Origin of the sequence: Nocardiopsis prasina DSM 43845 (genome assembly GCF_000341265.1) — a bacterium.
GTDB lineage: Bacteria > Actinomycetota > Actinomycetes > Streptosporangiales > Streptosporangiaceae > Nocardiopsis > Nocardiopsis prasina.
The window spans coordinates 1-12,822 of the sequence record NZ_ANAE01000164.1 but is presented as its reverse complement, the minus strand read 5'-3'; the positions used below and the strand labels follow the sequence as shown (position 1 = coordinate 12,822).

The window sequence follows — 12,822 nt, the reverse complement described above, 5'->3', positions numbered from 1 at the left end:
AGATTGCCGACATGCCCATTGTGCCGCACGCGCCTGCCCTCAACCACACGAACAGCCCACCCAGTGACGAGCTCCGGTGGGAGTGCCGCGTCTACCCCGGTCAGCTCTCCCAGACCAGCCAGGTCCGCACCGACCTCACCTGCGACCTCGACCGCATGACCAACCTGCCGGTCGAGGCGCGGGAAGACATGGTGTTGTGTCTGAGCGAGATGTTCGCCAACGCCTGCGAACACTCCCGCTCCGGAGAAGACCCCGACGGACGAGTGGTCCGCACCCTGGACCTGCCCCGGCCGGGGACGGTGCGGATCTCGATCATCGACGACGGCACCCGCACCAACACCACGGACACCGTCCCGAAGGTCCCGCGCAGGCGCACCAGGCAGCAACACGAGCGCGCTGAACGCGGACGCGGCCTGCTTCTACTCGACCACCTCGCCACCCGATGGGGATTCCGGCCCGTGCTGGACTTCCCCTTCTGCGCCGGGCTCGGCACCGTCATCTGGGCCGAGTTCACCCACCCCGCCCTGGTCGCTGGCAGGTGTGCCCGATGACCGGTCACCAGCTCAGCCCGGGGGTGCGGTCCGTCCTAGCTGCACCCCGAGGCCACCGCTTCCCCCGCCCGACCCGCCCACAGCAGACCATGCTGTCCCGAGTTGTTCCGAGTCCGGCAGCGTCACCTCTGGCGCAGTCGGCCCAGATCGAAAGGCCTCGCGCGGAGATGCCCTGGCCCGAGTCACACCAGGCCCGTCAAGAACGCCTCCTGCGCCAGATGCAGGGCAATCCCCGGGTGGCGTACATGCTCGAACGCGGCCCCCTCCCGCACTGGGTGCACGTCGCCCGCCAACAGCGCGAACGGAAGGCACGGGAGGCCGCCACGCCCCGGGCCGAGCCGAAAGCAGCCCTCCCCCGAGGCCGCCACCGCGCGCCCCGCCGGTGGTGGGGATGGCCCGCCGCCGCTCTGAGCTCCGCGCTCCTCCTGGGCCTGACCACCCTGGAGATCCTGGGGCAGACTCTCACCCACAACATCGGCACCCTGACCTAAGCCACCAAGAGAAGACCGAGGCCCGGCGGCGACTTCGCCCCGGGCCCCGGTCATCCGTGCGCGGGGAGCAGTCTCTTTGAACTGCACGTTTGTCAGCAGCAAGGCATCACATCTGCACGGTGTTGAGAAACAGACAATTCACCCACACTCGCCACAAACATCTCTGCTCTTTCTGCCGCCCACCCGGCACTCACGGCCACACCGTTCCGCAACCGGTTGTGGCCGGACGCCGTTGACCGCTCTACGAGTGGGGGTTGCTGCGGGTAGGTGGGGTTCTGCGGCTTGGGTTGCTGTAGCGGGGAACCTCTACGGCCAACCCGCTTTTCCCATGAGCTAAAGGCGGTCGGGTGCGGGTTCAACCGTACCCCTTGGGGTTTCTCGGTCTATTCAGGGCGGGGTGGGTGGATGGTGCTGTGCCCGCACCGCACTTGGCGGATGAGTAGAGCGGTGCACGTCTGGTAGTTCAGGGCCAAGTACGGACACGGGCCACCCCCCAGGACTACTGGTGTGTTCTAGAGATGCGTGTCCCCCGGACTGGTAAAAACCCCTTCCGTCCGGGCACCGCTTGCCGCTCTACGGCCAACCCGCACCACTGAACCAAGCACACAGGTGCACGTTTGTACCCCGCTGTGTCTGAGGTGCGTTGCGCCGTGCGGGTCACTACAGCGCGTGATGAGGTTCAGACAAACCCCCTTGGCGCTGGGGGATCTGCGCACCGTGCACGTTCAACCACCCGGGGCGGAGGTTCAGACAAACCCCTTGGCGCTGAGGGATCTGCGCACCGCGTGGGTTCAAGCGTTCATGGTGCTGGAGACCAGGGGGCTGACCCCCGAAGCACCCCCACTGAGTGCCCCCAGCTGTAGTAACCCGCACGGCACCAACCCCCTCAACCCCAGGGGGTGTGCGCGTGCAGGTGTGCAGCTGCCTCAGCCCCAGGGGGTGTGCTTGAAGCTCGGAGACCGCTGGTTGAACCCGCACGGCGCCAACCCCCTCAGACACAGCGGGGTACAGAGGTACAGGTACGCGCTTCGCTCGGAGGTGCGGGTTGGCCGGAGTGCGGTGGTCGGCGCTCAGACGGCAGGGGTTTTCGCCAGAGGTGGGGACACGCATCTCTAGAACACATCAGTAGTCCTGGGGGGTGGCCCGTGTCCGTACTTGGCCCTGAACTACCAGACGTGCACCGCTCTACTCATCCGCCAAGTGCGGTGCGGGCACAGCACCATCCACCCACCCCGCCCTGAATAGACCGAGAAACCCCAAGGGGTACGGTTGAACCCGCACCCGACCGCCTTTAGCTCATGGGAAAAACGGGTTGGCCGTAGAAAGGCCGCGCCACAGCAACCCAAGCCGTAGAACCCTCGCGGGACAGCAACCCCAACCGCAGAACCCACCTACCCGCAGCAACCCCCACCCGTAGAGCGACCAACGGCGCCCAACCCCAGCCAGAAGCCTGTAGGCCCGGTTAAGAGTCTCCGTCCTTGGCGCGGGGAAGCTTCACGACCGCGTAGGCGAAGCACAGCGTGGAGGGCAGGGCCAGCGCCAACGACAGGACGGCGCGGCGCTTCTGCTGCTCCGAGCAGGAGGAGTCCACCCACTCCTGACGGATCATCTGCTCCAGGTCCTCGCCCCAGTCGCGGTGGTCGTCCCACAGGGCCGGGCCCACCCACACGACCGGGGAGCAGCGCACGCGTCCGTCCTCGCCCGGCGGTGGCTGCACGCCGTAGGAGGTGCCCAGGAGCAGCATCATGGTGAACACGCCGGTACCCCCGACGGCCACGCTGGCGCGGACCGCGCCGGGGAAGTGGCGCATGCGCTGTCGGGCCCACAGCACGAGGGGGATGAAGAACACGGCGTCCGTTTCGACCAGATCATTGGGGTTGGTGCTTGCACTCCAACCGCCAGGCTAGGGCTCCGACCGGCCCCGAGTCCGCATCGAAGCGACGGGGGGAGAGTGACCTGCGCCACCCTCGGCTCGTCAGTCCGGGGTTCCGGCTGTGGGAGCGCGGGCTCGCCGTCACCGCAACGAACGGCGTCAGGCCCCAGCAGACGGGAGACGGCCAGCTGGGAGCAGGTCCCGTCTGCCAGTGAGGGGCACTCCCAGGGGAACTACCTTGGTCTCCCCCGACGAGCCTTCGGGGGCGCGGAGTCCGTCACCGGCAGCGCGACGGCCAGGCCGTAACCCACCGACATGACCAGCCGCAACAGGGTGCTGTCGCGCCGGTCCGCGGCTCCTGTCCTGTCCCCTAGGCCGGGCGGTCGAGCTTCTGGCTGATCACCTGGGAGATGCCGTCACCCTGCATGGTGACGCCGTACAGGGCGTCCGCCGCCTCCATGGTGCGCTTCTGGTGGGTGATCACGATCAGCTGCGACGACTCCCGCAGCTCCTCGAAGATCACCAGCAGACGCTGGAGGTTGGTGTCGTCCAGGGCCGCCTCGACCTCGTCCATCACGTAGAAGGGCGACGGCCGGGCCTTGAAGATCGCCGCGAGGAAGGCCACGGCGGTCAGTGAGCGCTCACCGCCGGACAGCAGGGACAGCCGCTTGACCTTCTTGCCGGGCGGCCGGGCCTCGACCTCGATACCCGTGGTGAGCATGTCCTCGGGAGTGGTCAGCACCAAGCGGCCCTCACCGCCTGGGAACAGACGGCCGAAGATCGCCGCGAACTCCCGCTCCACGTCCAGGTAGGCCGAGGAGAACACCTCCTGCACCCGGGCGTCCACCTCCGCGACGATGTCCATCAGGTCCCGGCGGGTCTTCTTGAGGTCCTCCAGCTGGGCGTTGAGGAAGGCGTGCCGCTCCTCCAGAGCCGCGAACTCCTCCAGCGCCAGCGGGTTGATCTTCCCGAGCTGGTTGAGCTGGCGCTCGGCCACCTTGAGCCGCTTGGCCTGCACCTCGCGGACATAGGGCAGCGGCACCGCGTCCTCGTCGGCGTCGGTCGCCGGGGGGACCGGCACCCGGGGACCGTACTCCGCGATGAGGGTGGGCACGTCCACGCCCAGCTCCTCCAGTGCCTTGGTCTCCAGCTGCTCCAGACGCATCCGGCGCTCCGCGCGGGCCACCTCGCCACTGTGCGCGGAGCTGGTCAGCTTCTCCAGCTCGACGGAGAGCTCGCGGACGCGGGCGCGCACCGTCTTCAGCTCGCCGTCGCGGGCCTCGCGTTCGGCCTCGGCGGCCACGCGCTCGGTCTCCGCGGCGGCCAGGGAGACAGCGATCCGTTCCAGGCTCAGCCGGGCACTCTCGACCACGGCCTGGGCGACCGTGGCCTGCGCGGCGCGGTTGCGGCGCCGCTCGGCCTCGCGCTCCACCGCCCGGCGCTCCTCGGCGGCCTGGGCCAGCAGCGCGTCCGCGCGGCCCGCGATGGAACGGGCCCGCTCCTCGGCGGTGCGCACGGCCAGCCGCCGCTCCATCTCGGTGGCGCGGGCGCGGGAGGCCAGCGCGGAGAGCTCGTCGCGGTGGTCGGCGTCGGGCGCCTCCTCCTCGACGGCGGCGGAGATCTCCTCGGCCTCCGCCAGTTCCTCCTCCAGGCGCTCCAGCTTCTGGGCGTCCTCACCGCGCGAGGCGGCGGCCTTGGCTGCGGCGGCAGCGTAGCGCTCGGACTCGGCCTCGGCGGAGCGGGCCTGTCCGCCCAGCTTGCCCAGCCGCTGAGCGGACTCGTTGCGCCTGCGGTCGCCCTGGCGTCGCCGTGCGGTGACCTCCTCGGCGGCCTCCGCGATCTCGGCGCGCTCGCGCTTCTTCTCCTCCAGCTCCACGGCGACGCGCTTGGCCGCCTCGGTGGCGGCCTCCAGGCTCTCGGCGGCCTCGTCCACCGCGGCCTGGACCTCCAGGAGGCTGGGCGCGGCGGCGGTGCCGCCGTGCACCATGGCGGCGGCGAACACGTCACCGTCGGGGGTGACCGCGCGTACCTGTGGAAGGGCGGAGACCAGGTCGCGGGCCTCCTGGGTGTCGGCGGCCAGCGCCACCCGGTCCAGGAGCGCGGCGACCGCGTCGGACAGGTGTTCCGGTGCGGTGACGGCGTCGGCGGCGTAGCGAACGCCCCCGGGCAGGGACGGCCAGCTGGCACGGTCGGCGGAGGGGACGGCGCGGGCGACGACGATCCCGGCCCGGCCGGCGTCCTCGGACTTGAGCAGTTCCAGGGCCGCGGCGGCGCTGGCCTCGTCGCTGACGGCGACCGCACCCGCGGCCACGCCGAAGGCGGCGGCGAGGGCGGTCTCGTGGCCCGGTTCGACCTGGACGAGGGCGGCGAGGCTGCCGAGCATGCCGGGCAGCCCGGCCTCCAGGAGGGTCCCGGCGCCGTCCTTGTGGGCCAGACCCAGTTCGAGGGCCTCCTTGCGGGCGGCCAGCGCGGCGCGCTCGCCCTCGGCGGAGCGCTCGGTGTCGCGCAGCTGGTTGAGCTCGGAGTCCACGGCGGACAGCTGGCGGGCGAAGCGCTCCTGGGTGTCGTCGAGTTCGGCGTCACCCTCGTCGAGCCCGGCGGCCTCCTCGGCGGCCATCTCGTACTCGCTCTGGGCGGTGGCGGCACGCTCGGCGGCCTGCTGGGCGGCCTCCTCCAGACGGGTGATCTCCGCCTCGTTGGAGGTCAGCCGTCCGCGCAGCCCCTCCACCCGGGCGGCCAGCCGGACGATGCCCTCGCGGCGTTCTGCGGCGGCGCGGGAGGCGGCCTCCAGGCGCCGTTCCTCACGGTGCAGGGCGTCCTCGGCGGCGGATCTCTCCGTGACGCTGGTCTCCAGGACCTCGCGGGCCTCCTCCAAGCGGGTCTGGAGCTCCTCCTCCTGGGCGGCGGCCTCCTCGGCCTCCATCTCCAGTTCCTCGGGGTCGCGGCGCTGGACCACCTCGCCCTGGACCGCGACGAGGTTCTGGTGGCGTTCGGTGGCCAGCCCCCGGACGGCGTCGAGGCGTTCGGTGAGGCGGGACAGCGCGTGGTAGGTCTCGCTGGCCCGGGCCAGGGCGGGGGCGGCTGCGGTGGCCCGCTCCTCCAGCTCGGCCTCGCGCTCCTGGGCCTGGTTGAGGGCGGTCTCGGCGGCCCCGCGACGCGTGAGGACCTCCTTCTCGTCCGCTTCCTCCTTGGCCAGCTGGTCGGTGAGGGTGACGATGTCGTCCGCGAGCAGGCGCAGGCGGGCGTCGCGGAGGTCGGCCTGGATGACGGCGGCCCTGCGCGCGAGTTCGGCCTGGCGGCCCAGGGGCTTGAGCTGGCGGCGGAGCTCGGCGGTGAGGTCGGTGACGCGGTCCAGGTTGCCCTGCATCGCGTTGAGCTTGCGGATCGCCTTCTCTTTGCGCTTGCGGTGCTTGAGGATGCCCGCCGCCTCCTCGATGAGGGCGCGGCGGTCCTCGGGCCCGGCGTGCAGGACGGTGTCGAGCTGTCCCTGGCCGACGATGACGTGCATCTCACGGCCGATACCGGAGTCGCTGAGCAGGTCCTGGATGTCGAGAAGGCGGCAGGTGTCGCCGTTGATCGCGTACTCCGAGCCGCCGTTGCGGAACATCGTCCGCTTGATGGTGACCTCGGTGTAGTCGATCGGCAGGGCGCTGTCGTTGTTGTCGATGGTGAGGCTGACCTCGGCACGGCCCAGCGCCTGGCGGGTGGAGGTGCCCGCGAAGATGACATCCTCCATCTTGCCGCCGCGCAGGGACTTGGCGCCCTGCTCGCCCATCACCCAGGACAGGGCGTCGACGACGTTGGACTTGCCGGACCCGTTGGGCCCCACCACACAGGTGATGCCGGGTTCGAAGCGCAGGGTGGTGGCCGACGCGAACGACTTGAAGCCGCGCAGCGTCAGATTCTTCAGGTACACCCGCGCCTCCCACGACGGTCACCGTTGTCGCCACGGGCGGTCGCCACGGGGCCGACCTCAAGGGTGCCATGAAGCAGGGCGCGAAGTGCGGCGTTGGGGCCACTCGGGGGCGATGAGCTGCGACACCGTGACGTTGCGGCGATGCCGACGCCCGAGGGGTGCCGGAGGCGGAGAGATCGCGCGAACACGGAGGGTTGCGTGCGATTCCGCCGGGTACAACGGTAAAGGAAACCGCAAGGGAAGGGAAAGCGAGCGGCGGTTTCGGGTTCCCGTCCGGCTCCGGAACGCATGCGGTACGGGCCGATCGGGTGTCGAGTCCGAGTGTCGAGTCCTCGACTGTTCGGTGGAGATCCGGCCAGGGACGCCAGGAAGTGGCTTCGGCGTCCCCGTCAGTGGATCATCCTCCGTGTGTCGTCTCCAGGCCGTCGCGGACGGCCCTCACGACGTCACGGTGTCAGGCGAGCGCGGGCTCGCGGTCGGTCGCGCTGGCGGCGACGTCGGTGACGGCCATGCTGAGCTGGTCGTTCTTCGCCTGAAGACGGCTGATCTCGTCCTCGAGGTCGCGTACCCGCTTCTGAAGCCGTCGCATCTCCGAGACCATACGAGGGTCGGAGCCGCCGACGTGGCCAAACAGAGCCTTCGCCATGATGTGGGTCCTCCACACTGAGTGACCAGTTGGGATGCGCGCATACGTGTCCCCGTGTGTACTCTTCGACCCGGGTTACTCAGGGCCGACGCCACGGTCGGAAGTTGCGCGGTGTGCCTTCCAGAGTCTCACTCCGCGCGCCGCTGGTCAAGATTGGATTACAACAGTCCGTAACGACCACACCCCGGGCCGAAACCACCCGGGCACGTGGCACCGCACGGTCAGAACGTGATCCACCCCCCGGCGGTGACGCCGGTAGCGCGGCCCTCGAACGGCTCGCGCGGTGATCCCCGTGGCTCCCGGCGCCCGTCTGTCGCCCGGTCGCGCCGCCCCACGGTCAATGTTCCTACCGCGTTACCGTTCCAGCATACTCACCGCTCGACGAAACCGTCGAAGGAACCCCCGGGCGGAGCCCAGCGTTCGACCACGGAGTCCACTCTTCCGGGGGTTTCGCCGCTTCTCAGGTGTCCCAGCAGCCTCTCGCAGCTCTCCCGTGACCCCTCCGCGACGACCTCCACCCGGCCGTCGTCCAGGTTGGTGGCGGCACCGGTGAGCCCGAGTTCCAGCCCCCGAGCCCGCGTCCACCAGCGGAAACCCACGCCCTGGACCCGCCCCCGCACCCAGGCGGTCAGTCGGATCGGCTCTCCCTCTTGCCCCACGGCCCCGAACTCTCCCTTACCTCACGGAGACACTTTGCTCACCGACACGCCACGTGAGACCACAGACGTATCAAAAAAGGGACGAAATATTACGTTCCGCTCCCCCGGACGGCGACGAACGCGGCTCAGGAGCGGGCGGCGCGCGGCGCACGCTGACAGCTCGGGCAGCTGAACGAGGAGCGGTTCATGAACGCCTCACGCACGATCAGCGTGCCGCAGCGGCCGCACGGACGGTCCCGCCGCCCATAGGCGTTGAGCCCCCGCTCGAAGTAGCCGCTCTCACCGTTGACGTTGACGTACAGCCCGTCGAACGTGGTCCCGCCGACGTCCAGGGCCTCGGTCATCACCTCGGTGACGTGGCCGAGCAGCTCCAGCGCCTGGGCGTCGGACAGCCCCCGCGTGGAACGGGCCCAGTGCAGCCGGGCCCGCCACAGCGCCTCGTCGGCGTAGATGTTTCCCACACCGCTGATCAGCGACTGGTCCAGCAGCGCCCGCTTCACCTCGGTCCGCTTGGCCCGCAGCGCCCTGACGAACGCCTCCGGGACGAACTCGGCGTCCAGCGGGTCCAGGGCGATGTGGTCCACCGATGACGGCACCTCGGCGCGCTCACCCTCCCGATCCAGCAGCAGGTGGCCGAAGGTGCGCTGGTCGACGAAGCGCAGCTCGTTGCCGTCGTCCAACGGAATGCGCACCCGCAGGTGCTTCTCGTCCGGCTTGCCCTGCGGCTGCACCAGCATCTGCCCGCTCATGCCCAGGTGGGCCAGGAGCATGTCGCCGCTGTCCAGCACCAGCCACATGTACTTGCCGCGGCGGCGCACCGCCGTGGGGGTCTGGCCCCCGAGCCGAGCCGCGAAGTCGGCGGGGCCGGGCACGTGGCGGCGGACCGAGCGCGTGTGCAGCACCTCGACGGCGCCGATCCGGCGCCCCACCGCGTGTTCGGCCAGGCCGCGCCGGACCACCTCGACCTCGGGGAGTTCGGGCACCGCTCAGCCCTGCCCGTTGCCGCTGGATCCGCCCCTGGCCTGCTCGGCGGCGCGGTCCGCGCGGGCCCGGATGGCCTTCCACGCGGACTCCGCGGCCTGCTGCTCGGCCTCCTTCTTGCTGCGGCCCTCACCCAGGCCGTAGCTCTCCCCGGCGACCCGCACGGTGGCGCGGAAGGTCTTCTGGTGGTCGGGGCCGCTCTCGTCCACGTGGTACTCGGGCACGCCGAGCATCTCGGCGGCGGTGAGCTCCTGGAGGGAGGTCTTCCAGTCCAGTCCGGCGCCCAGCCCGGAGGCGGTGGCGATCAGCGGGTCGAAGAGGCGGTGCACGAACTCCGAGGCGGTGTCCAGACCGCGGTCCAGGTACACCGCGCCGATGATGGCCTCCAGGGTGTCCGCGAGGATCGACGACTTGTCGCGCCCCCCGGTGCCCTCCTCGCCCCGGCCCAGCCGGATGTACTCGCCGATGCCCAGCCCGCGCGCGACGTCGGCCAGCGCCCTCATGTTGACGACGGCGGCGCGCAGCTTGGCGAGCTGGCCCTCCGGCAGGTCCGGGTGCTTGCGGAAGAGGGTGTCGGTGACCACCAGGCCGAGCACGGAGTCACCGAGGAACTCCAGGCGCTCGTTGGTGGGCAGGCCGCCCTTCTCGTACGCGTAGGAGCGGTGGGTCAGGGCCCGGAGCAGGATCTTGGGGTCCACCTCGACCCCGATCGCACGGTGGAACGACCTGGCCTCGGAGACGGAGAGTTGGCTAGCCACGCGAGTTCGCTTCCCTGTTGGGCGCGCCGAGGACGGCGCGCGGAGGTGGGGGTGCCCCCGACCCGTCCGGGACGCTCGAAAACGAGGTGATCGTCGCGGGAGCGCGAACTCCCCCGGCGGCCACCACGATCTCGGGAGCCCCTGTGGGACCGGGATCGGTGTCGGACACCACGGATCATGGTCTTCCCACGGTCCGTCGAGATCACTCTACAAAGCCCTGGGGACACTGACCCCCTGGACGGCCCTTTCCGGACAGCACTTCGGGGCGGAGCCCTCAGAGGGTTCCGCCCCGATGATGTCCGGGAGTACGGGATCGGGCACACGGCCCGAAGCCTGGCACGTCCGGGTTAGGCCGGGTTGATGACCTGGCGGTTGTTGTAGGTGCCGCAGGACGGGCACGCGATGTGGGGCTGCTTCGGGTCACGGCAGCGCGGGCAGTTGACCAGCACCGGGCGCGACGCCTTCCACTGGGAACGGCGGGTCCGGGTGTTGCTCCGCGACATCTTCCGCTTCGGGACGGCCACTTCAATCCTCCTGGGTCACCCCCGCGGTCGCGGGAGGTCGCTTATCTGGTCACCCCGCGCGCTGTGGCGGGGAGGGTGTGCCCCGGTCGTCGGCGGTTCCCGTTGGGTACCGCACTCGATCGGGTCACTGGACTCACTGCTGGTCGGGCTTCTCCGCGATGTCGCGGAGCGCCTCCCAACGCGGGTCGACACCGTCGCCGTGACCGTGGTCGGGCCCGGCGTCGGCGAGCTTGACACCGCACTCGGCGCACAGGCCGGGGCAGTCCGGGCCGCACAGCGGTGAGAGCGGGAGCGCGAGCACGACGGCGTCTCGGATCACCGGTTCGAGGTCGAGCAGATCGCCCTCTAGATAGTAGTCCTCATCATCGTCGTCCGCGTCCTCGTCGCTTCGGACGCTCACGTCGTCGTCGGCGGGGTAGCGGTACATCTCCTGGAACCCGGCCTCCAACTCCTCGGAGAGGGGGTCGAGGCAGCGGGAGCACTCCGCCGTGAGGCGACCGTTGACGGTCCCGGTGACGAGGACACCCTCCATCACCGCCTCAAGGCGCAGGTCCAGCTCGATCTCCTGGCCCTTGGGCACGCTGGCCATCGCCGTCTCGAGCGCCTCGGGGACGGTCACGATTCGGTTGACGGTACGCATCGACCCCGGCTGGCGGCCCAGCTGGCGGGTGTCGACCACGTACGGGTCACGGGCATCTAGACGAGACAGAGTGATCGCGCTTTCAGGAGAGTTCCGGGTGCCGGGCTCGCGGCCGCCGACGTGGTGCACGTCGGGCTGTCGCGGTGGTGCTGACCGGCCTGAGCGCACGCCGAGGACCGGCGACGCCCATGGTCAAACCCAGATTCTACCTACCATGTCGCCGACCACCCAAATCAGCCCCCCGAAGGCACCCGCGGAGGGGGCGGGATCGGGCTCGCGGAGGGGGCTACTCCTGGGCGCGTTCGGCGTACTTCTCCTTGAGGCGCCCCTGGACGTACGGCGTGACCAGGCTGGAGACGTCGCCGCGGTGCATGGCGATCTCGCGGACCAGGCTGGACGACAGGTACGAGTACTGCGGGTTGGCGGTCATGAAGACGGTCTCCACGCCGGAGAGCCGGTAGTTCATCTGCGCGATCTGGAGTTCGTAGTCGAAGTCGCTGACCGAGCGCAGGCTGCGCACGATGGTCTCGATGCCGTTCTCGCGGCAGAAGTCGACGAGGAGTCCGTCGAACTCGCTGACCCGGACGTTGTCGAACTCGGCCGTGCCCTCGGTGAGCATGTCGAGCTTCTCGGGGACGGTGAAGAGCCCCCGCTTGTTGACGTTGTTGAGTACGGCGGCGATGACCTCGTCGTACTGCTTGGCGGCTCGCCCGATGATGTCGATGTGTCCGTGGGTGACCGGGTCGAAGGAGCCCGGACAGACGGCTCGGCGCACGGTGGATCGCCCCTCTCAGGTACTACTCACGGGTACAGCGATCGTAGGGGCTCACCCCCGCCCCATTTCGGGCAACTCCCACTTAGCGGTCTCCAGTGTCCGCTTTCGCACCCGGCCCGGGCGTCACGGAAGCCACCCCACCGGGTCGTCTGAACCTTCCCCGGTGCGGCGCCAGAAAACGTGGCGTATGCCCGATATCTACTCGGTGGTGCGGGCGTACCAGAGGATCGCTTCGCCGTACTTGCGGCTGCGGTCCCGCTCGATCCCACGCGGCCACTCGGGTTCGGCGCCGCGCTTGGACCGCTCCACCACGAGCATCGCGGAGGGGGCCAGCCAACCGTGCCCGACCAGTGCGGACAGCACCGAGGCGACCTCCTCGTCGGTGACCGCGTACGGCGGGTCGGCGACCACGAGGTCGTAGGGAGCGGCCTGGTTGCCGCGCGCCAGCACCCGCTCGACCCGGTCCGCGGCCAGCTCAGCGCCGGGGAGCCGCAGTATGGCGATGTTCTCCTTCACCACGCGGGCCGCCTTGCGGTCGGCCTCCACCAGCAGCGCGTGCGCGGCCCCCCGGGACAGGGCCTCCAGGCCGATCGCCCCGGACCCCGCGTAGAGGTCCATCACCCGGAGCCCGTCGAGGGGGCCGAGGTCGGACTGGACGGAGGCGAACAGGGCCTCGCGGGCCCGGTCGCTGGTGGGTCGGGTGGTGCGGCCGTCGGGGGCGGAGATGCGTCGTCCGCCCGCCGCCCCGGCGATGATGCGGGTCATGGCCCCCACGGTAGTGCGCCCCCGGGCACGCTGAGGCTGGCGGAGGCGGAGGCTCCCCCGATATCGAGTCAACACCGGGCGGGCGCGCTACGCCAGCGGTGACCCCTCCGCCTGTGGACAACCGGGTGCACACACGCGCTGGGTGCACACGCACTGCCGCTGCGCACCCGCTGAGGAGGAAGACCCCGCCGCTTCTCGCAGGCGGCACCCCTCCCCCCTGCGGACGGCCGGGTCGGGGTGCCG

General features: G+C 70.4%; 12 protein-coding genes. 2 read left to right on the top strand and 10 right to left on the bottom strand.

Features of this window, described 5'->3' with window-relative positions:
* Positions 1-11: 11 nt before the first annotated feature.
* Positions 12-551, top strand: a complete 540-nt coding sequence (locus D452_RS0120165) for an ATP-binding protein (RefSeq protein ID WP_040694405.1) — start codon at positions 12-14, stop codon at positions 549-551.
* Positions 552-718: 167 nt separating this feature from the next.
* Positions 719-1,042, top strand: coding sequence for a hypothetical protein (locus D452_RS0120160; protein WP_017545951.1), 324 nt, complete (start codon positions 719-721; stop codon positions 1,040-1,042).
* A gap of 1,462 nt (positions 1,043-2,504) precedes the next feature.
* Here D452_RS0120160 and D452_RS0120155 read toward each other — a convergent pair.
* The 10 genes from D452_RS0120155 to rsmD all read right to left on the bottom strand — a co-directional run bounded on the left by D452_RS0120155 (position 2,505) and on the right by rsmD (position 12,579).
* Positions 2,505-2,891: a hypothetical protein gene (locus tag D452_RS0120155; protein ID WP_017545950.1), complete on the bottom strand. Its 387-nt coding sequence runs from the start codon at positions 2,889-2,891 to the stop codon at positions 2,505-2,507.
* 394 nt (positions 2,892-3,285) lie between these two features.
* A complete protein-coding gene (smc, locus tag D452_RS0120150) occupies positions 3,286-6,831 on the bottom strand; it encodes a chromosome segregation protein SMC (protein WP_017545949.1) in 3,546 nt (1,181 codons plus the stop codon).
* Between the two features lie 454 nt (positions 6,832-7,285).
* Positions 7,286-7,477 carry a hypothetical protein gene (locus D452_RS0120145; protein ID WP_017545948.1) on the bottom strand — a complete coding sequence of 64 codons (192 nt, stop codon included), beginning with the start codon at positions 7,475-7,477 and terminating at the stop codon, positions 7,286-7,288.
* Positions 7,478-7,848: 371 nt separating this feature from the next.
* Positions 7,849-8,136, bottom strand: coding sequence for an acylphosphatase (locus tag D452_RS0120140; protein WP_017545947.1), 288 nt, complete (start codon positions 8,134-8,136; stop codon positions 7,849-7,851).
* A 125-nt stretch (positions 8,137-8,261) separates the two neighbouring features.
* Entirely contained in the window at positions 8,262-9,119 is an 858-nt protein-coding gene (gene mutM, locus D452_RS0120135) for a bifunctional DNA-formamidopyrimidine glycosylase/DNA-(apurinic or apyrimidinic site) lyase (protein WP_017545946.1), read from the bottom strand.
* 3 nt (positions 9,120-9,122) lie between these two features.
* A complete protein-coding gene (gene rnc, locus D452_RS0120130; RefSeq protein ID WP_017545945.1) occupies positions 9,123-9,875 on the bottom strand; it encodes a ribonuclease III in 753 nt (250 codons plus the stop codon).
* 347 nt (positions 9,876-10,222) lie between these two features.
* The gene (gene rpmF / locus D452_RS0120125; protein ID WP_017545944.1) at positions 10,223-10,399 is read right to left on the bottom strand and encodes a 50S ribosomal protein L32; all 177 of its coding nucleotides are present in this window, start codon (positions 10,397-10,399) and stop codon (positions 10,223-10,225) included.
* Positions 10,400-10,532: 133 nt separating this feature from the next.
* Positions 10,533-11,078 carry a YceD family protein gene (locus D452_RS0120120; protein WP_017545943.1) on the bottom strand — a complete coding sequence of 182 codons (546 nt, stop codon included), beginning with the start codon at positions 11,076-11,078 and terminating at the stop codon, positions 10,533-10,535.
* Between the two features lie 247 nt (positions 11,079-11,325).
* The gene (coaD, locus tag D452_RS0120115) at positions 11,326-11,814 is read right to left on the bottom strand and encodes a pantetheine-phosphate adenylyltransferase (protein ID WP_017545942.1); all 489 of its coding nucleotides are present in this window, start codon (positions 11,812-11,814) and stop codon (positions 11,326-11,328) included.
* Between the two features lie 198 nt (positions 11,815-12,012).
* On the bottom strand, positions 12,013-12,579 hold the full coding sequence (gene rsmD, locus D452_RS0120110; RefSeq protein WP_017545941.1) for a 16S rRNA (guanine(966)-N(2))-methyltransferase RsmD: 567 nt from the start codon (positions 12,577-12,579) through the stop codon (positions 12,013-12,015).
* Positions 12,580-12,822: the final 243 nt, after the last annotated feature.

Coding starts and splice junctions, on each gene's coding strand:
- D452_RS0120145 (WP_017545948.1), bottom strand. CDS start 7,477: ATGGCGAAGGCTCTGTTTGGCCACGTCGGCGGCTCCGACCCTCGTATG.
- D452_RS0120160 (WP_017545951.1), top strand. CDS start 719: ATGCCCTGGCCCGAGTCACACCAGGCCCGTCAAGAACGCCTCCTGCGC.
- D452_RS0120165 (WP_040694405.1), top strand. CDS start 12: ATGCCCATTGTGCCGCACGCGCCTGCCCTCAACCACACGAACAGCCCA.
- rsmD (WP_017545941.1), bottom strand. CDS start 12,579: ATGACCCGCATCATCGCCGGGGCGGCGGGCGGACGACGCATCTCCGCC.